This is a genomic window from Mesorhizobium sp. M4B.F.Ca.ET.017.02.2.1, assembly GCF_003998955.1.
GTDB lineage: Bacteria > Pseudomonadota > Alphaproteobacteria > Rhizobiales > Rhizobiaceae > Mesorhizobium > Mesorhizobium abyssinicae.
The window spans coordinates 1-19,886 of the sequence record NZ_RZOF01000018.1 but is presented as its reverse complement, the minus strand read 5'-3'; the positions used below and the strand labels follow the sequence as shown (position 1 = coordinate 19,886).

25 protein-coding genes are annotated in these 19,886 nt (G+C 65.2%); 21 read left to right on the top strand and 4 right to left on the bottom strand.

From position 1 onward, the window contains the following. The first annotated feature begins 23 nt into the window (after positions 1–23). Genes EN738_RS04430 through EN738_RS04415 form a run of 4 tightly spaced genes read left to right on the top strand, consistent with a single transcriptional unit; the run spans position 24 to position 1,534 of the window. Positions 24–326: an urease subunit gamma gene (locus EN738_RS04430; RefSeq protein WP_095805092.1), complete on the top strand. Its 303-nt coding sequence runs from the start codon at positions 24–26 to the stop codon at positions 324–326. Between the two features lie 10 nt (positions 327–336). After that, a complete protein-coding gene (locus EN738_RS04425; RefSeq protein ID WP_127282630.1) occupies positions 337–591 on the top strand; it encodes a DUF1272 domain-containing protein in 255 nt (84 codons plus the stop codon). 35 nt (positions 592–626) lie between these two features. Continuing rightward, on the top strand, positions 627–1,220 hold the full coding sequence (locus EN738_RS04420) for a HupE/UreJ family protein (protein WP_127282629.1): 594 nt from the start codon (positions 627–629) through the stop codon (positions 1,218–1,220). Positions 1,221–1,228: 8 nt separating this feature from the next. After that, a complete protein-coding gene (locus tag EN738_RS04415) occupies positions 1,229–1,534 on the top strand; it encodes an urease subunit beta (RefSeq protein WP_126057054.1) in 306 nt (101 codons plus the stop codon). 44 nt (positions 1,535–1,578) lie between these two features. Here the strand turns inward: EN738_RS04415 and EN738_RS04410 are convergent, their stop codons facing one another. After that, a complete protein-coding gene (locus EN738_RS04410) occupies positions 1,579–2,070 on the bottom strand; it encodes a hypothetical protein (protein WP_127282628.1) in 492 nt (163 codons plus the stop codon). A 129-nt stretch (positions 2,071–2,199) separates the two neighbouring features. Continuing rightward, positions 2,200–2,577, bottom strand: coding sequence for a hypothetical protein (locus EN738_RS04405; protein ID WP_127282627.1), 378 nt, complete (start codon positions 2,575–2,577; stop codon positions 2,200–2,202). 164 nt (positions 2,578–2,741) lie between these two features. On the opposite strand from EN738_RS04405, the gene ureC reads away from it, so the two are divergent. The 7 genes from ureC to EN738_RS04370 all read left to right on the top strand — a co-directional run bounded on the left by ureC (position 2,742) and on the right by EN738_RS04370 (position 8,310). Beyond that, entirely contained in the window at positions 2,742–4,457 is a 1,716-nt protein-coding gene (ureC, locus tag EN738_RS04400; protein WP_189379701.1) for an urease subunit alpha, read from the top strand. An 84-nt stretch (positions 4,458–4,541) separates the two neighbouring features. Then, positions 4,542–5,147 carry a glutathione S-transferase family protein gene (locus EN738_RS04395; RefSeq protein ID WP_127282625.1) on the top strand — a complete coding sequence of 202 codons (606 nt, stop codon included), beginning with the start codon at positions 4,542–4,544 and terminating at the stop codon, positions 5,145–5,147. Further along, positions 5,144–5,746: an urease accessory protein UreE gene (gene ureE, locus EN738_RS04390; protein ID WP_127282624.1), complete on the top strand. Its 603-nt coding sequence runs from the start codon at positions 5,144–5,146 to the stop codon at positions 5,744–5,746. Before EN738_RS04395 ends, ureE begins: the two co-directional genes overlap by 4 nt. Next, the gene (locus tag EN738_RS04385) at positions 5,739–6,410 is read left to right on the top strand and encodes an urease accessory protein UreF (RefSeq protein ID WP_189605752.1); all 672 of its coding nucleotides are present in this window, start codon (positions 5,739–5,741) and stop codon (positions 6,408–6,410) included. The genes ureE and EN738_RS04385 overlap by 8 nt, the downstream gene beginning before the upstream one ends. Next, positions 6,407–6,847 carry a DUF3995 domain-containing protein gene (locus tag EN738_RS04380; protein WP_127282623.1) on the top strand — a complete coding sequence of 147 codons (441 nt, stop codon included), beginning with the start codon at positions 6,407–6,409 and terminating at the stop codon, positions 6,845–6,847. The genes EN738_RS04385 and EN738_RS04380 overlap by 4 nt, the downstream gene beginning before the upstream one ends. Next, a complete protein-coding gene (gene ureG / locus EN738_RS04375; protein WP_127282622.1) occupies positions 6,844–7,476 on the top strand; it encodes an urease accessory protein UreG in 633 nt (210 codons plus the stop codon). Before EN738_RS04380 ends, ureG begins: the two co-directional genes overlap by 4 nt. A 66-nt stretch (positions 7,477–7,542) precedes the next feature. Continuing rightward, entirely contained in the window at positions 7,543–8,310 is a 768-nt protein-coding gene (locus tag EN738_RS04370) for a class II aldolase and adducin N-terminal domain-containing protein (protein ID WP_127282621.1), read from the top strand. A gap of 336 nt (positions 8,311–8,646) precedes the next feature. On the opposite strand, the gene EN738_RS04365 is transcribed toward EN738_RS04370, so the two are convergent. Further along, a complete protein-coding gene (locus EN738_RS04365; protein WP_127282620.1) occupies positions 8,647–9,279 on the bottom strand; it encodes an HAD family phosphatase in 633 nt (210 codons plus the stop codon). Positions 9,280–9,477: 198 nt separating this feature from the next. Between EN738_RS04365 and EN738_RS04360 the strand changes: the two genes are divergently transcribed. Continuing rightward, positions 9,478–10,434, top strand: coding sequence for a sugar-binding transcriptional regulator (locus tag EN738_RS04360; protein ID WP_127282619.1), 957 nt, complete (start codon positions 9,478–9,480; stop codon positions 10,432–10,434). 74 nt (positions 10,435–10,508) lie between these two features. Here EN738_RS04360 and EN738_RS04355 read toward each other — a convergent pair whose 3' ends face one another. After that, a complete protein-coding gene (locus tag EN738_RS04355) occupies positions 10,509–10,694 on the bottom strand; it encodes a hypothetical protein (protein WP_127282618.1) in 186 nt (61 codons plus the stop codon). 110 nt (positions 10,695–10,804) lie between these two features. On the opposite strand from EN738_RS04355, the gene gcvA reads away from it, so the two are divergent. The 9 genes from gcvA to EN738_RS04310 form a co-directional block, all read left to right on the top strand. Continuing rightward, positions 10,805–11,713 carry a transcriptional regulator GcvA gene (gene gcvA / locus EN738_RS04350; protein ID WP_127282617.1) on the top strand — a complete coding sequence of 303 codons (909 nt, stop codon included), beginning with the start codon at positions 10,805–10,807 and terminating at the stop codon, positions 11,711–11,713. 193 nt (positions 11,714–11,906) lie between these two features. Next, positions 11,907–13,217 (top strand): sugar ABC transporter substrate-binding protein, encoded by a 1,311-nt coding sequence (locus EN738_RS04345; RefSeq protein ID WP_127282616.1) that lies wholly within the window; start codon positions 11,907–11,909, stop codon positions 13,215–13,217. A gap of 139 nt (positions 13,218–13,356) precedes the next feature. Continuing rightward, the gene (locus EN738_RS04340) at positions 13,357–14,229 is read left to right on the top strand and encodes a sugar ABC transporter permease (protein ID WP_126057039.1); all 873 of its coding nucleotides are present in this window, start codon (positions 13,357–13,359) and stop codon (positions 14,227–14,229) included. Between the two features lie 11 nt (positions 14,230–14,240). Beyond that, on the top strand, positions 14,241–15,065 hold the full coding sequence (locus tag EN738_RS04335) for a carbohydrate ABC transporter permease (protein WP_126057038.1): 825 nt from the start codon (positions 14,241–14,243) through the stop codon (positions 15,063–15,065). 52 nt (positions 15,066–15,117) lie between these two features. Further along, a complete protein-coding gene (locus EN738_RS04330; RefSeq protein ID WP_127282615.1) occupies positions 15,118–16,122 on the top strand; it encodes an ABC transporter ATP-binding protein in 1,005 nt (334 codons plus the stop codon). Further along, positions 16,119–16,889: an L-iditol 2-dehydrogenase gene (locus EN738_RS04325; protein WP_127282614.1), complete on the top strand. Its 771-nt coding sequence runs from the start codon at positions 16,119–16,121 to the stop codon at positions 16,887–16,889. Before EN738_RS04330 ends, EN738_RS04325 begins: the two co-directional genes overlap by 4 nt. Positions 16,890–17,063: 174 nt before the next feature. Further along, positions 17,064–18,542: a mannitol dehydrogenase family protein gene (locus EN738_RS04320; RefSeq protein WP_127282613.1), complete on the top strand. Its 1,479-nt coding sequence runs from the start codon at positions 17,064–17,066 to the stop codon at positions 18,540–18,542. Between the two features lie 20 nt (positions 18,543–18,562). Next, positions 18,563–19,246: an HAD-IA family hydrolase gene (locus tag EN738_RS04315; protein ID WP_127282612.1), complete on the top strand. Its 684-nt coding sequence runs from the start codon at positions 18,563–18,565 to the stop codon at positions 19,244–19,246. Continuing rightward, positions 19,243–19,886, top strand: a 644-nt coding sequence (locus tag EN738_RS04310; protein WP_245494359.1) for an FGGY family carbohydrate kinase, incomplete at its 3' end; no start/stop codon positions are given. The genes EN738_RS04315 and EN738_RS04310, both read left to right, overlap by 4 nt.

Below are 19,886 nucleotides of genomic sequence, written 5' to 3'. Positions count from 1 at the left end.
AATACGCCAATCCGGGAAGACGCATGAACCTGACGCCGAGGGAAAAGGATAAGCTGCTCATCGCCATGGCGGCGATCGTGGCGCGCAAGCGGCTGGAGCGCGGCGTCAAGCTCAACCACCCGGAGGCGATCGCTTTAATCACCGACTTCGTCGTTGAAGGCGCCCGCGACGGCCGCCCGGTCGCCGAGCTGATGGAGGCCGGCGCCCATGTCGTCACCCGCGCGCAGGTGATGGATGGCATCGCTGAGATGATCCACGACGTGCAGGTGGAAGCGACGTTTCCCGACGGCACCAAGCTGGTGACCGTGCACGAGCCGATACGCTGAGGAGGAAAGGATGCTGGAGCTGCGCCCCAACTGCGAATGCTGCGACAAGGACCTGCCGCCGGAGGCGACGGACGCATCGATCTGCACCTTCGAATGCACATTCTGCGCCGATTGCGCCGGAAACGTGCTCGGCGGCACCTGCCCGAACTGCGGCGGCAATTTTACGGCGCGGCCGATCCGGCCGGCGGCCATGCTGAAGAAATACCCGGCTTCCACCAAACGCGTGCTCAAGGCCGAGGGCTGCGGCCCCCGCGTGGCCGCCTGACCGTCCCCAGAGAAGGCATAAGAGAAGGCATATCGATGATCTCAGCTTCGACCAAACGCACCACGCTGACCGCCGTCATGCTGCTGGCAGCGGCGATGCCCGCCTATGCCCATGTCGGCGTCGGCACGACCTCGTCCTTCACCGCCGGCTTCATGCATCCGCTGTCCGGCCTCGACCACATGACCGCGATGGTCGCGGTCGGGCTCTGGGCGGCGCTCAAGGGTGGCAAGGCGATATGGGCATGGCCGCTGGCCTTCGTCGGCGTCATGCTGGCTGGCGGCGCGCTCGGCATGCTGCATGTGCCGGTACCCTTCGTCGAGCCGGGCATTCTTGCCTCTGTCGTGGCGCTTGGCCTGCTGGTGGCACTTGCGGTTGACCTGCCTGTCTCGGCCGGTGTCGCCATCATCGGCCTGTTCGCGCTGTTGCATGGCCACGCCCATGGCACTGAAGTGCCCGAAAATGCGGGCGGGCTGGAATACATCGCAGGTTTTGCCGTCGCCACCGCGCTGCTCCACGCCACAGGCATTGCCGCCGCGCTTGGGCTTGGCATGCGCTTCCGCGGCCTTGCCCGCGCCGCCGGTGCCGCTTGCGCGGCGCTCGGCGTCGGCCTCGTCTTCGGCGTGCTGTGAGGCTGGCAATGATCCCCGGCGAAGTCATCACCGCCAAAGGCGATATCGAGCTCAACAAGGGCCTGCCGACGCTGACGCTGAAAGTCGCCAACAGCGGCGACCGGCCGATCCAGGTCGGCAGCCACTATCATTTCTTCGAGACCAATGAAGGGCTGAAATTCGACCGCGAGGCCGCCAGGGGCATGCGCCTCGACATCGCCGCCGGCACGGCGATCCGCTTCGAGCCGGGGCAGGAGCGCGACGTCACGCTGGTGCCGCTCGGGGGAAAACGCGAAGTCTACGGTTTTCAGCAGAAGGTGATGGGCAAGCTGTGAGGCCGTTGGCGCCTGGAGCTGTCGGTCCATTCCGCGCGTCCGGCTCAGCCTGGCGGCTTGGCTGCCGCATAGATAACGACTTTCCCCGGATCGTCGAACGCGACGGCGACGACATCCTCTGCCTGCACGCGCCGCGAATCGATGGCGTTGAACAACAGTGCGTTGGCTTCGATCTCCTTGCGCAGCTCCGCGATGTCATCCCGATGCTGCTCGATCTTGCTCTCGATCGCCGGCGGCGGACCGCCTTCGCTGCGCGCGGCGTCGGTGAGGAACACGATGTCGACCTTGTCGAGCTTGGAGGTCTTGCGCACCGCGCCGATGTTCTCGCGCGTCCGGTCGATCGCGCTGGCGACCTTGCCGGCCTCGGCGGTGGTCTTGGTCTCTTCCTGCTCGACGTCGGAGCCGACGATGCGGTCGACCGTCTCCTTGTTTTCGAGCCCTTGCGCGTTCAGTCCGGCAAGGGGCGCGGCCGCCAGCAGCAGCGCCATGGCGGCGGCGCTTTTCAGCCTCGTAACGGAGAAGGGGTTGATCGCCATGGCTCGCTCCTGAGGGGGGTCGCTTCCGGACGCGGTGCAGCGCGACAGGGACGAAACGGCTTCCGTCCGGCGATGGTTCCTTCTTCTTTGCCGTGGGCGGACCGGGTGCCGGTCCGCCGCGGCCGGTCGTCAGCTCGCCTTCTTGGTGATCAGGGTCAGCGCGCCGCCGGTGTTCATGCTGGCGGCGACCACTTGCGCCGAGGTGAGCCCCTTGGCTTCCAGCGCCGACTTCACCTTGGGCGTCGCGTCGATAGAGCTGCGCAGTTTCTGCAGCCCGGCCTCGCCGCGCTCGGCGATCACCTGGTTGACCTGCGTCTGGGTGTCCTTGGGCAGCTCGGTGATGTCGACGATGTTGACGCTCTGGATCGTCGGCACGGCCGGCTGCGCGCCGGGCGCCGCGGGAGCGGTCGGCGCGGGCTGCTGCTGCTGGGCAGGCTGCTGCTGGGCGCTGGCGGCGCTCGCCAGCATCGCGGCAGCGGCGGCCGCCAGAAGTGTCGTTTTGCGCATGGATTTTCCTTCCATCGATTTGGCAAACGGTCGTTTCGGGGTGACTCGCCCACCTCAACCGCGAAATGGGAACACAAGGTGTCGCCCAGCGGGTCATTGCGTGACCATAGGATGGCGCCAACGTGGAGCCCGGCTTCGATCGGGCCGCTTTTCGGGAGCAAGTGCTGATGGCTAGAATTACCCGCGCCGCCTATGCGCAGATGTACGGCCCGACGGTCGGCGACAAGGTGCGGCTTGCCGACACCGAGCTCATCATCGAAGTCGAGAAGGATCTAACGCTCCACGGCGAGGAGGTGAAATTCGGCGGCGGCAAAGTGATCCGCGACGGCATGGGCCAGAGCCAGGTGTCGCGCGCCCAGGGCGCCGTCGACACCGTCATCACCAACGCTTTGGTCATCGATGCCACCGCCGGCATCTTCAAGGCCGACATCGGCCTCAGGGACGGCCGCATCGCCGCCATCGGCAAGGCCGGCAATCCGGACATGCAGGACGGCGTCACCATCATCATCGGCCCCGGCACCGAGATCATCGCCGGCGAGGGCAAGATCCTCACCGCCGGCGGCTTCGACGCGCATATCCACTTCATCTGCCCGCAGCAGATCGAGGAAGCGCTGATGAGCGGCATCACCACCATGCTCGGCGGCGGCACCGGTCCGGCGCACGGCACCTTGGCCACCACCTGCACGCCGGGCCCTTGGCATATGGCGCGCATGATCCAGTCCTTCGACGCTTTTCCAATGAACATCGGCCTCTCCGGCAAGGGCAATGCCTCGCTGCCGGCGGGGCTGGAAGAAATGGTGCTGGCCGGCGCCTGCTCGCTGAAGCTGCACGAGGACTGGGGCACGACGCCGGCGGCGATCGACTGCTGCCTGTCGGTCGCCGACGCCTATGACGTGCAGGTGATGATCCACACCGACACGCTGAACGAGTCCGGCTTCGTCGAGAACACGGTGGCGGCGATCAAGGGCCGCACCATCCATGCCTTCCACACCGAGGGCGCCGGCGGCGGCCATGCGCCCGACATCATCAAGGTCTGCGGCCTGCCCAACGTCATCCCGTCCTCGACCAATCCGACAAGGCCCTACACGGTCAACACGCTGGCCGAGCATCTCGACATGCTGATGGTCTGCCACCATCTGTCGCCGTCGATCCCCGAGGACATCGCCTTCGCCGAAAGCCGCATCCGCAAGGAAACGATCGCCGCCGAAGATATCTTGCACGACATCGGCGCCTTCTCGATCATCTCGTCGGACAGCCAGGCCATGGGGCGCGTCGGCGAGGTGGCGATCCGCTGCTGGCAGACCGCCGACAAGATGAAGCGCCAGCGCGGTTCGCTGCCTGAGGAGACCGGCGACAACGACAATTTCCGCGTCCGCCGCTACATCGCCAAATACACCATCAACCCGGCCATCGCGCACGGCCTGTCGAGGGAGATCGGCTCGGTGGCGGTCGGAAAACGCGCCGATCTGGTGCTGTGGAACCCGGCCTTCTTCGGCGTCAAGCCGGAGATGGTGCTGGTCGGCGGCTCGATCGCCGCCGCCCCGATGGGCGATCCCAACGCCTCGATCCCGACGCCGCAGCCGATGCACTACCGGCCGATGTTCGGCGCCTATGGCAAGGCGCTGACCAACTCCTCGGTGACGTTCGTGTCGAAGGCGGCGCTCGACGCCGGCCTGCAAGAGAAGCTCGGCGTCGACAAGGCGATGGTCGCCGTCGAGAACACGCGCGGCGGCATCGGCAAGCATTCGATGGTGCTCAACGACGCCACGCCACACGTCGAGGTCGATCCGGAAACCTACGAAGTGCGCGCCGACGGCGAGTTGCTGACCTGCGAGCCGGCCACCGTGCTGCCGATGGCGCAGCGGTATTTCCTGTTCTAGGCGGCCGTTGAGCCGCGCTCGTTGAGCCCATTGGGTTAGGGGCTGCGATGGTTTAGGGTCCGGGAAAAAGCAGGGTTCAACTATATGTACAAGGCCGTCGGATCGCGCGGGTCCCGGGTCAGCCGCGTCCTGTGGATGCTCGAGGAGCTCGGGCAGCCCTATGAATTCGTCGAGGTCAAGCTGCGCTCGCCCGAAGCTTACGCGCTCAACCCCTCCGGCAAGGTGCCGATCCTGATCGACGGCGATCTGAAGGTCACCGATTCCGCGGCGATCTGCGTCTATCTTGCCGAAAAGCATGCCGACAAAGGCATGGGCGCCAATCCGGGTCTCGCCGGCCGCGCCGAGATGGACTCCTGGATGCATTTCGCCCAGTCGGAATTCGAGGCGCCGCTGTGGAACAAGCTGCGCCACCGCTTCATTCTGCCGAAGGAAGTCCGCGTCGATGTCGGCCCCGCCGCCGCCCACGATTTCGCCGCGGAGGTCAAGGCGCTGGATCGTCGGCTCGGCGACAAGCCTTTCGCGCTCGGCGACCGATTTTCCGCGGTCGATGTGCTGCTTGGCGACATGGGTGGCTGGGCTCGCGCCGGCCGGTTTCCGATCGAGTCCGAACGCGTCAATGCCTATTTCGAGCGCGTGCTGTCGCGTCCCGCCCGCGCGCGGGCGCAAGCTAATGGCGGAGCCATGAGATGAAACTGAACATCAACACCGATTTCACCAAATTCCCGCGCGCGATCTCCGTTCTCGCCGCGGACAAGGCCGGAGCGACCGTCCCTTACGCCAGGGCAGTGCTTGCCCATGACGAGCGGCATCTGCGCCGCCGCGCCATCGAGACCGAGACCGGCGACAAGGTGCTGGTCGACCTGCCCGAGCCGGTGGCTCTCGACAATGGCGACCGGCTGGTGCTGGAGGACGGCCGCCAGCTCGAGATCGTCGCAGCACCCGAGGACGTCTACGATATCCGTGCCCGCGATGCCGTGCATCTCACCGCGCTCGCCTGGCATATCGGCAACCGCCATCTCGCGGCGGCGATCGAGGCCGACCGCATCCTCATCCTACGCGACCATGTAATCAAGGCGATGCTGGAAGGTCTCGGCGCCACGGTGCGCGAGGTCACCGAGCCGTTCAAGCCGGTGCGCGGCGCCTATTCAGGCCATGCCGGCCACGATCACGACCATGGCCATGCGCACAGCCACGCCGAAGCGCATTCCCATGCGCATGGCGGCGAGCATTCCCACAGCCATTCGCACAGTCATTCCCATTCGCATGATGACCATCACCACCATGACTGAGCAGCCATCCGGCATCGCCCTGCTGCGGCTGATGGCGTGGCTGTCGCCGGCCTTTCCGGTCGGCGGCTTCTCCTACAGCCATGGCCTCGAACGCGCCGTGCAGGACGGGTTTGTGGCCGACAGACAAAGCCTTGCCGCCTGGCTGGAGGCGCTGGTCGAGATGGGCTCGGGCTGGAAGGACGCCGTGCTGTTTGCCGAGAGCTGGCGCCGTGCCAGCGAGGTCGGCGATCTCGGCGAGATCGCGGCCGTCGCCGAAGCATTGGCAGGCTCGCGCGAGCGTCATGCCGAGACCATGCTGCAGGGCGCGGCCTTCCTCAAGGCAGCCTCGGCCTGGCCCAGTCCTGTGCTGGGGCGCCTGCCGGCCGATTGCCCTTACTGCGTCGCTGTCGGCGCCGTTGCCGGCGGCAACGGCATTGGCCTGACGGACGCGCTCTCCGCCTTCCTGCAGGCCTTCTTCTCCAACCTCGTCCAGGTGGCGATCCGGCTCGGCGTCGTCGGCCAGGTGGACGCTACGGCATCGTTAGCCGGCTTCGAGCCGCTCGCGCTGGCGACGGCCGCCCGCGCCGCCACTTCTTCGCTCGACGATCTCGGTGGCTGCGCCTTCGTCTCCGACGTCATGGCAATGCGGCACGAAACCCAGTACTCCCGGTTGTTCCGCTCATGATCGTGCTCGCCTTCGCGCTCTCGCTCGTCCTGCTCCTCATCACCGCGCTGCATGTCTATTGGGGCATCGGCGGCATCTGGCCGGGCACCGATGCCAAGTCATGCGCCCGAGCCGTCGTCGGCTTCCGCGGCGTCGACGAGATGCCGTCGCCTGGCGCCAGCTTTGCCGTCGCCGCCTGCCTTGGCCTGGCGACGCTGTGGCCACTGGCGCTCGAGGGGGTCTTTGCCTCGCCCTTTCCCAAGCCTGGCCTGGCCGCCACTTCGCTGCTCATCGCGCTGGTCTTCCTCGGGCGCGGCACCGCCGGCTTCACGCCATGGTGGCGCCGGCTGGCGCCCGAACAGCCTTTCGCGCGGCTCGACCAGCGCCTCTATTCGCCGCTCTGCCTGCTGATCGGAGCAGGCTTCGCAATCCTCGCCATCACGGAGTTTTCCGCATGACCCAGGCCAATGGCCCCCTTCGCATCGGCATCGGCGGTCCCGTCGGCTCCGGCAAGACGACGCTCACCGAAAAGCTTTGCAAGGCGCTGCGCGACGACTTCTCCATCGCCGTCGTCACCAACGACATCTACACCAGGGAAGACGCCATGATGCTGGCCCGCCTGCAGGCGCTGCCGGAGGAGCGCATCGTCGGCGTCGAGACGGGGGGGTGCCCACACACCGCCATCCGCGAGGACGCCTCGATCAATCTGCAGGCGATCGCCGAACTGAACCGCAAATTTCCGGACCTCGACGTCATCTTCATCGAATCCGGCGGCGACAATCTTGCCGCCACCTTCTCGCCCGACCTCGCCGACCTCACGCTCTATGTCATCTCGGTCTGCCAGGGCGAGGAGATCCCGAGGAAGGGCGGGCCGGCCATCACCCGCTCCGATTTCCTCATCATCAACAAGAGCGATCTGGCGCCCTATGTGAACGTCAACCTCGAAATCATGGAGAGCGACGCCGCCCGCATGCGCGGCAAGCGGCCGTTCGGCTTCACCGACCTGTCGCGCGGCAAGGGCCTCAAGGAAGTGATCGAGTTCATCGTCGAGCATGGCGGGTTGCAGTCGGCGCGCCCGGCGGCCTGACCCACGAGTTTGCCGTTGCTGGCTGGCCTTCAGCGCGGCATTGTCGCCAAAACCGGAGGATTTTCGATGAGCATCGCCCGCCTGCAGAAGGAACCGCTGAGCAACCTGCCCTTCTACGCGGAGCGCGTCGACCTCGCCTGCGCCTTCCGCTGGACGGCGCGGCTCAACATGCATGAGGCGGTGGCCAATCATTTCTCGCTAGCCGTCAACGACGACGGCACCAGATTCCTGATGAACCCCAACCAGGTGCATTTCTCGCGTATCAAGGCGAGCGACCTGCTGCTGATCGACGCCAACGATCCCGCTACGCTCTCCGGCCCCAATGCGCCGGACCCGACGGCCTGGGGCCTGCATGGCGCCATCCATCGCAACGTGCCGCATGCGCGCTGCGTCATGCATGTGCACTCGATTCACGCCACCGTGCTCGCCTCGCTGGCCGACTCTCGCCTGCCGCCGATCGACCAGAACTCGGCCACCTTCTTCAACCGTCATGTCGTCGACGCCCATTATGGCGGGCTGGCCTTCGAGGAGGAGGGCGAGCGCTGCTCGCAGCTTCTGACCGATCCCAAGGTGAAGGTCATGGTCATGGGCAATCATGGCGTGCTGGTCATCGGCGACACTGCCGCCGACACCTTCAACCGCATGTTCTATTTCGAGCGCGCCGCCGAGACATACATCAAGGCGCTATGGACCGGCCGTCCGCTGCGCACCCTGTCCGACGCCATCGCCGAAAAGACCGCGGCTGAAGCCAACAACTATCCGGGCCAGGCCGAACGCCATCTCGCCGAGCTGAAGGCGATCCTCGACGAGCAGGAACCGGCCTACCGGAACTGAGGCCTCTTCCTTCTCCCCGTCACGCATACGCCATGCACACATCTTCTGTGACTGGCGTGACTGATCAGGCCGAGGCTTGATCGCCACGTGGTTCCCCCAATCCGTCGCTGCTTCGCAGCGCCACCTTTCCCCCTCCGGAGGGAAAGGAAGGGAGCGTTGACGGCAAAAAGCTTGGTGCCTTTCCTCTACCCCGTCGATCGGGGGAGAGGTGGCTCGGCGAAGCCGAGACGGAGTGGGGGTCGACCAGCGCTACATTAGACAATCCATGCGCCAAGCTACACGGTATCGCCAATGACCAGCCGCTTAGGATGACGGCGCCGACGCTTACGAGTTCGCTTAGAGCCCCAATTGCGCCCGCAATTCATCAGCGCTGTTGATCACCACGGCCCCCGGCGGCCCAGCCATCGGCGCTTCCGGCCAGAACATCGTGCGCATCCCCGCCGCAAGGCCGGCCATGGCGCCGGTCAGGCTGTCGTCGACCGCGACGGATTGCGCCGGATCGACCTCGGCCAGATGAGCGGCGCGCAGGAACGGCTCGGGATAGGGCTTGCCTTCGCGCACGTCGTTGCGGCTGATCGTCTTCATACCGGGGTAGATCAGGCCCACGGCGCGCAGATTGGCGTCGACGATCAGCCGGTCGGAATTGGAGACAACCGCTTGCTCGACACCGCGTTCGCGCAATTCGTTGAAGATCTCGATCGCGCCCGGGCGCGGCTTCAGCGTCTCGGCCAGCGGCAGGTAGTGATCGTATTTGCGCACGATCCAGTCGTCGAACGGCAGGTCGAGCCCGAATTCGGCGCGCAGCATTTCGTAGACCGGCCATGCGGCGACGCCCAGCACCCGCTCATGCAGATTGGTCGGCGGCGCGATGCCGACGCTGCGCAGCGCCGCCACCAGGGCCGCCTCGTGCAACGGCTCGCTGTCGACCAGCGTCCCGTCCATATCCCAGAAAACCGCTTTCGGCGTCATGCAAGGCTCCTTTGCCGATCCCCTTAATCGGTTTGCGGGCCGAGATAAACCGTCAAGCAGGCCTTCCTTTGCCGCCGTCCCCACTCCAGGTCACATCGCAAGTGCAGGCAATTGCCCTGCCGATAGACAATTGCGCGTTGGCACATTCCCTGTAAGCTAGTGGTCCCGCGCACTGTTGGGCGGGTTTGGGAGGCAGAAGTGAATTCGCGGCAGGACAGCGGCAGCAACCGGTTGGACGACGCGGCGCGCGCCGGCTGGCTGTATTATGTTGCCGGCAACACGCAGGACCAGATCGCCTTGACGCTTGGCATTTCCCGCCAGACAGCGCAGCGGCTGGTGTCGCTGGCGGTCTCGGAAGGGCTGATCAAGGTGCGTGTCGACCATCCGATCGCCAATTGCCTCGACCTGGCAGCGCGGCTCAAATCGCGCTTCGCGCTCGATCTGGTCGAAGTGGTGCCGAGCGATCCCACCTCGTCCTCGACGACGATCGGCGTCGCCGAGGCGGCGGCGGCGGAAATCGAGCGGCGGCTGCGTTCCCCGGAACCCCTGGTCATGGCGATCGGCACCGGGCGCACGCTGAAGGCGGCGATCGAGCAACTGCCGCCGATGGAATGCCCGCAGCACAAGGTGGTGTCGTTGACCGGCAACATCTCGCCGGACGGCTCCGCCGCCTTCTACAACGTCATCTTCACCATGGCCGATCGGGTCAAGGCGCGCTCCTTCCCGATGCCGCTGCCGGTCATCGCCTCCTCGCCGGAAGAGCGCGACATGCTGCTCAGCCAGCCGATGATCCAGCCGACGCTGGCACTGGCGGCGGAAGCCGACGTCACCTTCGTCGGCATCGGCGATCTCGGCCCCAAGGCCCCGCTCTACGAGGACGGCTTCATTTCCGAGGGCGAGTTGAAGTCGCTGCAGAAAGCCGGCGGCATCGCCGAGATCGTCGGCTGGGTGTTCGACCGCGAGGGCCGCATGATCGACGGCATCACCAATGACCGCGTCTCTTCGGCGGCGTTGCCGTCGCGCGAAAGATCGCTGGTCATTGCGCTCGCCATGGGCGAGCGCAAATTGCCCGGCATCCTCGCCGCCGTGAACCGGCGGCTGGTCAACGGCCTCATCACCGACGAGCGGACCGCGACAGCCTTGCTTGGCGCATGATCTGCGCCTCGGGTTCGGAGCCGTTCATGCGCCAAGCCAGCAGGCGCCCCGATCTCCGATAAAATCAGCAGAGCCTAATTGTAGGGATCGAAATTGCCGTTGCCGTCCAGCAAGCCCATGTCGCGCTGCAGGTGCGGCGACAGCTCCCTGATGTCGAGATAGGCCCGCCGCTTCGCCCGATGGTGCGCAAATCCACGCACAAGCCATGAAAACCAAGCCTGGCCTGGAACGAGAAGCAGTTTTTCCTGTACCGTGGTCATGATCGTCAGCCTTCGCTATGTCTGGACGAGAGGTGTCGTCGACCCCAGATATCGGTCCGATCGGCCGCTGCGACCAATCAAACGTCGATCACGGCCCATAAGGAGGCCTTATGCCCGAACTCAGCTCACGGCAGCTCGCCCAGCTCCCGCCGCTCGCCGCGATCCGGGTCTTCGAGGCGGTGGCGCGGCATCTCTCCTTCACCAAGGCGGCCGCCGAGCTCGGCATGACGCAAGCCGCGGCGAGCTACCAGATCAAGCTGCTCGAGGAGCGCGTCGGCTCGCCTCTGTTCCTGCGCAAGCCCAAGCAGATCGTGCTGACCGAAGCCGGGCAGCGCCTGGCGCCAGCAGTCAGCGAGGCCTTCGCCCTGTTGAGCGGCGCCTATGCCGCGGCCCGCGGCGGCGCCGACGGCGTGCTCTGCGTCTCGACGCTGCTCACCTTCGCGTCGAACTGGCTCGCCCGGCATCTCGGCTCCTTCCAGGTCGCGCATCCCTCGCTCGCCGTCCGCCTCGACACCTCGAACCGCCTGGTCGACTTCGCCCGCGAGGACATCGACATCGCCATCCGCTCGGGCGGCGGCACCTGGCCGGGCGTCGAGGTGCACAGGCTGTTCAATGCCGATTTCACCCCTGTGCTCAGCCCGGAGCTTGCCGCCAGCATCGGCGGCGTCAGGGAGCCGGCCGATCTCCTGCGCCTGCCGATCCTCGATCCCGGCGACATCTGGTGGCGGGACTGGTTCACCGCCGCCGGCCTGCCGGTCGACGAGCTGGCCAGGCGCCCCAACACCAGCATGGGCGCCCAGGCCTATGAGGCCAATGCCGCGATCGCCGGCCAGGGCGTGGCGATCGTGACCAGGGCGCTGTTCAAGGCGGAGCTCGCCGACGGCCGCCTGATCCAGCCTTTCGATCTGGTCGGCGACGATGGCCATGCCTATTGGCTGGTCTATCCGACGGCGCGCCGCAACGTGCCGAAGATCCGCGCCTTCCGCGACTGGATCCTGGCCGAGATCGCCTGCCAATAGGCTGATCGCCAAAGCCCGTCGCTGGCCAACCCCGCCGCGCCTCTTCATGCATCTGCCCGTGCGCTTTTGCGTGTCGGCGCACGGGTCACTTGTGCTGCGCTGCAGCATCGAATCCGGCTTGACATAATTCACACCAGATGAGTAATTGCTCACAGCCAAGGCAAATGCTCACTTGGTTTATGGGAGGAATTTGATGAAACTTCGCACGCTCACCCTGGGCCTGTTGTCGGCCAGCGCTCTTGCGTTCGCCGCGCACGCCGAATCCATCACCATCGCCACCGTCAACAATGCCGACATGGTCCGCATGCAGACGCTGACCGACGACTTCAGCAAGGCTAACCCCGACATCACGCTCAACTGGGTCACGCTCGAGGAAAACGTGCTGCGCGAGCGCGTCACCACCGACATCGCCACCAAGGGCGGCCAGTACGACGTCATGACCATCGGCACCTACGAGGTTCCGATCTGGGCCAAGCAGAGCTGGCTGCTGCCACTCGACAAGCTCGGTGACGACTATGACGTGAAGGACATCCTGCCGGCCATCGCCGGCGGCCTTTCGGTCGACGGCAAGCTCTATGCGGCGCCCTTCTACGGCGAGAGCTCCTTCGTCATGTACCGCAAGGATCTGATGGAGAAAGCAGGGCTCACCATGCCCGAAGCGCCGACCTGGGACTTCATCAAGCAGGCCGCCGACAAGATGACCGACCGCGCCAATGGCGTGAACGGCGTCTGCCTGCGCGGCAAGGCCGGCTGGGGCGAGAACATGGCCTTCCTGACCGCCATGTCGAACTCATTCGGCGCCCGTTGGTTCGACGAGAACTGGAAGCCGCAGTTCGACCAGCCGGAATGGAAGAACGCGCTGCAGTTCTATGTCGACCTGATGAAGGCCGACGGCCCCGAGGGCGCCTCGTCCAACGGCTTCAACGAGAACCTGGCGCTGTTCCAGCAGGGCAAGTGCGGCATGTGGATCGATGCCACGGTCGCCGCATCCATGGTCTCCGATCCGAAGAGCTCGAAGGTCGCCGACAAGGTTGGCTATGCGCTGGCGCCCGACAATGGCCTCGGCAAGCGCGGCAACTGGCTGTGGGCATGGTCGCTGGCCATTCCCGCCGGCACGCAGAAGGCTGACGCGGCGCAGAAGTTCGTCTCCTGGGCAACCAGCAAGCATTACTCCGAGCTCGTCGCTTCCAAGCTAGGCTGGGCCAGCGCTCCTCCTGGCACGCGCACCTCGCTCTACAACAACGCCGAGTACCAGAAGGCGGCGCCCTTCGCCAAGATGACGCTGGACTCCATCAACGCGGCCGACCCGACGCATCCGACGGTCAAGCCGGTGCCCTATGTCGGCGTGCAGTTCGTCGCCATTCCTGAGTTCCAGGGTCTCGGCACCACTGTCGGCCAGCTGTTCTCGGCGGCACTCGCCGGCCAGTCGAGCGTCGACGACGCGCTGAAGCAGGCGCAGGACGCAGCCACCGCGGCGATGACCGAAGGCGGCTACATCAAGTAAGGCTCCTCCCGGTGCCGAACGCCGGTAGCGCATCATGACCGGCATTGGCCGCCCGAATCCCAGTCGGGCGGCCACCTTCACAATCTCGGAAATTGTGACACAACTCTAAAATCCGGCTGACATTTGGAGGGTGACCGTCATGGCTACTCAGCAGACCCGTTCGCTTGCCCGCTTCATGATGGCGCCATCGGTGATCCTACTGTTCGTCTGGATGATCGTGCCGCTGGCTTTCACGCTCTGGTTCTCGTTCCTGCAATACAATCCGCTGAACCCGATCCGCGACGGTTTTGTCTGGTTCTCCAACTACAAGCTGTTCTACTCCAATCCGGCATTCTTTGCGGCCATTCTCAACACGCTGACCATCGTCGTCAGCGTGCTGGTGATCACGGTGGTCGGCGGCATCCTCCTGGCGATGCTCATCGACCAGCCGATGTGGGGACAAGGCATCGTCCGCATCCTCGTCATCTCGCCGTTCTTCGTCATGCCGCCGGTGGCCGCGCTGGTCTGGAAGAACATGATCATGCACCCGCAATACGGCGTCTTCGCCGATATTGCGCGCTTCTTCGGCGGCCAGCCGATCGACTGGTTCGGCCAGCATCCGCTGACCGCCGTTATCATCATCGTCGCCTGGCAGTGGCTGCCCTTCGCCACGCTGATCCTGTTGACCTCGCTGCAGTCGCTCGACGGCGAGCAGAAGGAGGCGGCCGAGATGGACGGCGCCGGCTTCCTCAGCCGCTTCATCTATCTGACGCTGCCGCACATGTCGCGCGCCATCACCGTCGTCATCCTGATCCAGACGATCTTCCTGCTCTCGGTCTACGCCGAGATCCTGGTCACCACCAATGGCGGCCCCGGCTACGCCTCCACCAACCTGCCCTTCCTCGTCTATCAGAAGGCGCTCCTCGAATTCAAAATCGGCCAGGCGTCCGCCGGTGGCGTGATCGCCGTCATTCTCGCCAACATCGTCGCCTTCTTCGCCATGCGCGCAGTCGGCAAGAACCTCGATAAGTAAGGGAGGATAAGATGGCACGCGCAGTCACCACCCAGCACAAGACGATCGCCACGGTGGCGGCCTGGATCGTCGCCCTGCTGATCTTCTTCCCGATCCTTTACACGATCATCACTTCGTTCAAATCGGAGCAGGAGGCGATCCAGGGCTTCGCCCTGATCCCTTCGGGGACGTTCGAGAGCTATTCCGAGGTCCAGGCGCAGAGCGGCTATTTCAAGTTCTTCCTGAATTCGGTGATCCTGTCGGTTGGCTCGACCATCCTGGCGCTCATCATCGCCATCCCGGCGGCCTGGTCGATGGCCTTCTCGCCGACCAAGCGCACCAAGGACATCCTGATGTGGATGTTGTCCACCAAGATGATGCCGGCGGTCGCGGTGCTGTTCCCGATCTACCTGATCTTCCGTGACACCGGCTTGCTCGACAGCCGCGTCGGTCTGATGGTCATGCTGATGCTGATCAACCTGCCGATCGTGGTGTGGATGCTCTACACCTATTTCCGCGAGATCCCGGGCGAGATCCTGGAGGCTGCGCGCATGGACGGCGCCTCGCTGTGGAACGAGATCGTCTATGTGCTCACCCCGATGGCGGTCCCGGGCATTGCCTCGACCATGCTCTTGAACATCATCCTGGCCTGGAACGAAGCCTTCTGGACGATCCGGCTGACCACCACCGAGGCCGCGCCGCTGACCGCCTTCATCAGCTCCTTCTCCAGCCCGCAAGGCCTGTTCTGGGCCAAACTGTCGGCGGCCTCGACGCTGGCCATCGCGCCGATCCTGATCATGGGCTGGTTCAGCCAGAAGCAGTTGGTGCGCGGCCTGACGTTCGGCGCGGTGAAGTAGTAGGGCGCCGCAAGCGGCGGACGACGGACAATAATCCCTCGGGGAGGAAACCATGGGAAACATCACGCTCAAGAACGTCTCCAAATCCTTTGGGTCGACGACGATCATTCCGAACATCGATCTGGTCATCGAGGATGGCGAGTTCGTCGTGTTCGTCGGTCCGTCGGGCTGCGGCAAGTCCACGCTGCTCAGGCTGATCGCCGGGCTGGAGGACACTAGCGGCGGCACAATCAATATCGACGGCCGCGACGTTACCGGCGAGGCGCCGGCCAAGCGCAAGCTGGCCATGGTGTTCCAGTCCTATGCGCTCTATCCGCACATGACGGTCGCCAAGAACATCGCCTTCCCGCTGAAGATGGCGGGCGAGGACCAGGCGACCATCGACAAGAAGGTCAAGGACGCCGCGCGGGTGCTCAACCTCACCAACTACCTCGAGCGTCGTCCGGGCCAGCTCTCCGGCGGCCAGCGCCAGCGCGTCGCCATCGGCCGCGCCATTGTGCGCCAGCCTTCCGCCTTCCTGTTCGACGAGCCGCTGTCCAACCTCGACGCCGCACTTCGCGGCACCATGCGCCTCGAGATCAGCGAACTGCACCACCAGCTCAAGACGACGATGATCTACGTCACCCACGACCAGGTCGAGGCCATGACCATGGCCGACAAGATCGTCGTGCTCAACGCCGGCAATGTCGAGCAGGTCGGCTCGCCGATGGAGCTCTACAAGACGCCGAAGAACCTGTTCGTCGCCGGCTTCATCGGTTCGCCGAAGATGAACCTGATCGAAGGCGCGCCGGCGGCGAAATACAGCGCCAAGACCATCGGCATCCGCCCCGAGCACATGAACATTTCGACCACGGCCGGCGACTGGAAGGCATCCGTCGGCGTCGCCGAGCATCTCGGTTCCGATACTTTCCTGCATGTCCATGCCGACGGCGTCGGCACCTTGACGGTGCGCGCCGACGGCGAGCTCGCGGTCCATCATGGCGACACCATCTATCTGACGCCCGACCAGGCCAAGCTGCATCGCTTCGGCCCGGACGGAAAGGCGATGGCCCGGTGAGGCTCAAAGGCAAATCGGCGCTGATCACCGGGTCGGCGCGCGGCATCGGCAGGGCGTTCGCCGAAGCCTACGCGCGCGAGGGTGCGACAGTGGCGGTTGCCGACATCGATCTGGCGGCGGCCGAAAAGTCGGCGGCTGCCATCGGCGACAAGGCCTACGCCGTCAAGCTGGACGTCACCGATCAGGCCTCCATCGAGGCGGCGGTGAAAGCGGTGGAGACCAGGACCGGCGGCCTCGACATATTGATCAACAACGCCGCCATCTTCGACCTCGCGCCGATCGTCGAGATAACCAGGGCGAGCTACGACAAGCTGTTTTCGGTCAACGTCGCCGGCACGCTCTTCATGCTGCAGGCGGCTGCCCGTTCGATGATCGCCAGGGGCAAGGGCGGCCGGATCATCAATATGGCAAGCCAGGCCGGCCGGCGCGGCGAGCCGCTGGTCGCCGTCTACTGCGCCACCAAGGCCGCCGTTATCTCGCTCACCCAGTCGGCTGGGCTCGATCTGATCAAGCACCGCATCAACGTCAACGGCATCGCTCCCGGCGTCGTCGACAGCGACATGTGGGACCACGTCGATGCGCTGTTCGCCAGATACGAGAACCGGCCGAAGGGCGAGAAGAAGCGGCTGGTCGGCGAGGGCGTACCCTACGGGCGCATGGGCAAGCCGGAAGACCTCGCCGGCATGGCCGTGTTCCTGGCCAGCGACGAGGCCGAATACATCGTCGCCCAGACCTACAATGTCGACGGCGGCCAATGGATGAGTTGACGGGGATGAGTTGAGGGGGAAAGGCGCCTCTCCCGTCCTCCGGGGAGAGGCTGCCGCCGGGGCATGCGGGGGCGGCATGAATGCTGGCAGCCTAATGCCGCCCCTCGCTGCCGCTCCTTCTCCCGAGGGTTGGGAGAATTGTCAGGCCATGTATCGGCCAAAGGGTAAAAGCAGATGACCGTGAAACTCTCTTCCTCGAACCTCGCCAAGCTCCCCCCGAAGGTCTCCGGTCCGAACTATGACCGCGCCAGGCTCAAGGCCGGGATCGTGCATTTCGGCGTCGGCAATTTTCATCGCTCGCACCAGGCCGTCTATCTCGACGACCTGTTCAACGCGGGCCTCGGCCACGACTGGGCACTGATCGGCGCCGGCGTCTTCGCCGGCGAGAAGATCGGCCGCGGCAAGCTCGAAGAACAGGACTGGCTGACCACGGTGGTCGAGCAGGACCAAGGCCATATGAGCGCCCGCGTCACCGGCGCCATGATCGATTTCCTGATGCCGGGCGAAGCGGCCGCGATCATCGAGCAGCTTGCCGACCCGGCGATCCGGATCGTCTCGCTGACCATTACCGAAGGCGGCTATTTCATCGATCCGGCTTCCGGTGTCTTCAACCCGACCCATCCCGACATCGTCGCCGATGCTCAGCCGGGTGCGGAGCCGAAGACCGTATTCGGCCTCATCCTTGCGGGGCTGGTGCGCCGCCGCGCCGACGGCATCGTGCCGTTCACCGTCATGTCCTGCGACAACATCCCCCATAACGGCCACGTCACCTCCGACGGCGTCATCGGCCTGGCGCGGCTGATCGACGAGGATCTGGCCAACTGGGTACGGGACAACGTCGCCTTTCCGAACGGCATGGTCGACCGCATCACGCCGGCCACGACAGACCGCGAGCGCGGCATCCTGGCCAGCGATTTCGGACTGGAAGACAACTGGCCGGTATTCTGCGAGCCGTTCCGCCAATGGGTGCTGGAGGATCATTTCACCGCCGGCCGGCCGGCGCTGGAAAAGGTCGGCGTGCAGTTCGTCGGCGATGTCGCTCCCTACGAGTTGATGAAGATCCGCATCCTCAATGGCGGTCATGCCACGATCGCCTATCCGGCCGGACTGATGGACATCCACTTCGTCCACGAGGCGATGCAGGAGCCGCTGGTGCGCGGCTTCCTCGCCAAGCTGGAACGCGACGAGATCATCCCGACCGTGCCGCCGGTGCCGGACACGGTTCTGGAGGACTATTACCAGCTCATCGAGCGCCGCTTCTCCAACCCCAAGATCGGCGACACCATCCGCCGGCTCTGCCTCGACGGCTCCAACCGGCAGCCGAAATTCATCATCCCGACCATTGCCGACCGGCTGAAGGCGGGCAAGGGCGTCGCCGGCCTCGCGTTGGAATCGGCGCTGTGGTGCCGCTACTGCTTCGGCACCACCGACAGTGGCGTCGTCATCGAGCCCAATGATCCGAATTGGGATCGCCTGCAGGCGACCGCCAGGGCGGCGAAGGATGCGCCCGGCGCCTGGCTGGCCATGGAGGACATCTATGGCGATGTCGGCCGCTCCGCCGCCTTCGCCGAGGCTTTTGCCCATGCGCTCAACGTCTTGTGGGCAAACGGCGCGCGCGAGACGCTGACGCGCTATCTCGCCGGCAAGCTCTGAAGCCACCGGAAGCAGCCAGGATGACTCCCGACCTGGTCATCTTCGACTGCGACGGCGTGCTGGTCGACAGCGAGGCGCTTTCGGTCTCGGCACTGCTCGGCATGATCGCGCTCGCGGGGGGTACGGTCTCGGAGGATGCCGCCTACGAGCATTTCCTCGGCAAGAGCATGAAGAGCGTGCGCGAGATCCTCGGCAGCGAGTTCGGGCTCGAGATCAGCGACCAGCACCTCACCGCGATGCGAGTCGACCTGATGCGCAAATTTCGTGAGGAGTTGAAGCCGATCCCCGGCATCAGGGAGGTTCTGCCGAGACTTGGCCTGCCGTTCTGCGTCGCCTCTTCCGGCACGCTGGAGCGCATCCGCTACGCGCTCGATGTCACCGGACTGCTCGGCTTTCTGGAACCGCATCTGTTCAGCGCCGCCATGGTCAAGCGCGGCAAGCCGGCGCCGGACCTTTTCCTTCATGCCGCTGCCTGCATGCGGGCAAAACCGCGCAAATGCCTGGTCATCGAGGACAGCCCGGCCGGCGTCGCCGCGGCCCGCGCGGCGGGCATGCGTGTCTTTGCCTTCACCGGCGGCTCGCATGCCGACAACCCCGCCTTGAAAGCGCGGCTTGCGTCGACCGAACCGGACTTTATATTCGCTGACATGCTGCAATTGCCCGATCTGATTGCAGGCCTGGGAGCGAGAGTAAAAGCATCTTGACCAACAGTTTCGTTTGCGCGGTCGATGTCGGCACCGGGAGCGCCCGCGCGGGCATTCTCGACGTCAATGGCATCTTGCTCGGGCGCGCCGATCATCCGATCGCCATGCATCAGCCCAAGGCCGATCACGCCGAGCATGATTCGCGCGATATCTGGTCGGCGGTCTGCAAGGCAGTGCGCGCCGCCGTCGCCAAGGCGGGGATCGCGGCCGATGACGTCGTCGGCATTTCCTTCGACGCCCCCTGCTCGCTCGTGGGGCGAGGCAGGGATAGCGAGCAGCTCAGCGTGTCGGTCACCGGCGAAAAGCGCTGGGACACCATCGTCTGGCTCGACCACCGCGCCATCGCCGAGGCCGACGAGTGCACGGCGAGCGGCCACGCCGTGCTCGACTATATCGGCGGCGTCATGTCGCCGGAAATGGCGACGCCCAAGCTGATGTGGTTGAAGCGCCATCTGCCAGCAACGTGGAACGAAGCCGGCTATCTGTTCGACCTCACCGATTTCCTGACCTGGAAGGCCACCGGCTCGCTGGCGCGTTCGCAATGCACCCTGACCGCCAAATGGACCTATCTGGCGCATGAGCAGACAAGCTGGCGGCGCGACTTCTTCGAGACCGTCGGCCTCGGCGATTTGTTCGAGCA

Excerpts from the sequence above, each read along its gene's own strand:
- EN738_RS04430 (WP_095805092.1), top strand. The coding sequence starts at position 24 with ATGAACCTGACGCCGAGGGAAAAGGATAAGCTGCTCATCGCCATGGCG.
- EN738_RS04425 (WP_127282630.1), top strand. The coding sequence starts at position 337 with ATGCTGGAGCTGCGCCCCAACTGCGAATGCTGCGACAAGGACCTGCCG.
- EN738_RS04420 (WP_127282629.1), top strand. The coding sequence starts at position 627 with ATGATCTCAGCTTCGACCAAACGCACCACGCTGACCGCCGTCATGCTG.
- EN738_RS04415 (WP_126057054.1), top strand. The coding sequence starts at position 1,229 with ATGATCCCCGGCGAAGTCATCACCGCCAAAGGCGATATCGAGCTCAAC.
- EN738_RS04410 (WP_127282628.1), bottom strand. The coding sequence starts at position 2,070 with ATGGCGATCAACCCCTTCTCCGTTACGAGGCTGAAAAGCGCCGCCGCC.
- EN738_RS04405 (WP_127282627.1), bottom strand. The coding sequence starts at position 2,577 with ATGCGCAAAACGACACTTCTGGCGGCCGCCGCTGCCGCGATGCTGGCG.
- EN738_RS04395 (WP_127282625.1), top strand. The coding sequence starts at position 4,542 with ATGTACAAGGCCGTCGGATCGCGCGGGTCCCGGGTCAGCCGCGTCCTG.
- ureE (WP_127282624.1), top strand. The coding sequence starts at position 5,144 with ATGAAACTGAACATCAACACCGATTTCACCAAATTCCCGCGCGCGATC.
- EN738_RS04385 (WP_189605752.1), top strand. The coding sequence starts at position 5,739 with ATGACTGAGCAGCCATCCGGCATCGCCCTGCTGCGGCTGATGGCGTGG.
- EN738_RS04380 (WP_127282623.1), top strand. The coding sequence starts at position 6,407 with ATGATCGTGCTCGCCTTCGCGCTCTCGCTCGTCCTGCTCCTCATCACC.
- ureG (WP_127282622.1), top strand. The coding sequence starts at position 6,844 with ATGACCCAGGCCAATGGCCCCCTTCGCATCGGCATCGGCGGTCCCGTC.
- EN738_RS04370 (WP_127282621.1), top strand. The coding sequence starts at position 7,543 with ATGAGCATCGCCCGCCTGCAGAAGGAACCGCTGAGCAACCTGCCCTTC.
- EN738_RS04365 (WP_127282620.1), bottom strand. The coding sequence starts at position 9,279 with ATGACGCCGAAAGCGGTTTTCTGGGATATGGACGGGACGCTGGTCGAC.
- EN738_RS04355 (WP_127282618.1), bottom strand. The coding sequence starts at position 10,694 with ATGACCACGGTACAGGAAAAACTGCTTCTCGTTCCAGGCCAGGCTTGG.
- gcvA (WP_127282617.1), top strand. The coding sequence starts at position 10,805 with ATGCCCGAACTCAGCTCACGGCAGCTCGCCCAGCTCCCGCCGCTCGCC.
- EN738_RS04345 (WP_127282616.1), top strand. The coding sequence starts at position 11,907 with ATGAAACTTCGCACGCTCACCCTGGGCCTGTTGTCGGCCAGCGCTCTT.
- EN738_RS04340 (WP_126057039.1), top strand. The coding sequence starts at position 13,357 with ATGGCTACTCAGCAGACCCGTTCGCTTGCCCGCTTCATGATGGCGCCA.
- EN738_RS04335 (WP_126057038.1), top strand. The coding sequence starts at position 14,241 with ATGGCACGCGCAGTCACCACCCAGCACAAGACGATCGCCACGGTGGCG.
- EN738_RS04330 (WP_127282615.1), top strand. The coding sequence starts at position 15,118 with ATGGGAAACATCACGCTCAAGAACGTCTCCAAATCCTTTGGGTCGACG.
- EN738_RS04320 (WP_127282613.1), top strand. The coding sequence starts at position 17,064 with ATGACCGTGAAACTCTCTTCCTCGAACCTCGCCAAGCTCCCCCCGAAG.
- EN738_RS04315 (WP_127282612.1), top strand. The coding sequence starts at position 18,563 with ATGACTCCCGACCTGGTCATCTTCGACTGCGACGGCGTGCTGGTCGAC.